The organism is Parendozoicomonas haliclonae (assembly GCF_900174585.1).
In the GTDB taxonomy this organism is placed as follows: Bacteria; Pseudomonadota; Gammaproteobacteria; order Pseudomonadales; family Endozoicomonadaceae; genus Sansalvadorimonas; species Sansalvadorimonas haliclonae.
Genome location: NZ_FWPT01000045.1, coordinates 1 through 519, shown reverse-complemented (window position 1 = coordinate 519; position 519 = coordinate 1). Strand labels below are relative to the sequence as shown.

Below are 519 nucleotides of genomic sequence, written 5' to 3'. Positions count from 1 at the left end.
AAACGTAAATGTTCGTGTTGTTGATGATGTAAAAGACGAACGACAGAATATTTCGGTTGTTTCAGGTGTTCCGATGAGTGTTCCGGTGGTTGATGCAAAACCTACCGAACGTCCGGGTGTTTTTACGGCATCAATTCCAGGTGCACCTGTTCTGAATATTTCAGTTAATAACAGTACGCCAGCAGTACAGACATTAAGCCCAGGTGTTACAAATAATACTGATAAGGATGTTCGCCCGGCAGGATTTACTCAGGGTGGTAATACCAGGGATGCAGTTATTCGATTCCCGAAGGACAGCGGTCATAATGCCGTATATGTTTCAGTGAGTGATGTTCTTAGCCCTGACCAGGTAAAACAACGTCAGGATGAAGAAAATCGCCGTCAGCAGGAATGGGATGCTACGCATCCGGTTTAAGCGGCTGAGCGAAATTATGAACGTGCGCGTGCATAACTGAATCAGGCAAATGAAGATGTTGCCAGAAATCAGGAGCGACAGGCTAAAGCTGTTCAGGTTTATAA

At 45.1% G+C, this 519-nt stretch carries 1 pseudogene; it reads left to right on the top strand.

Features of this window, described 5'->3' with window-relative positions:
- Nucleotides 1-519 (top strand): annotated as a pseudogene (gene col / locus EHSB41UT_RS24185) (colicin-E2); the annotation flags it as partial.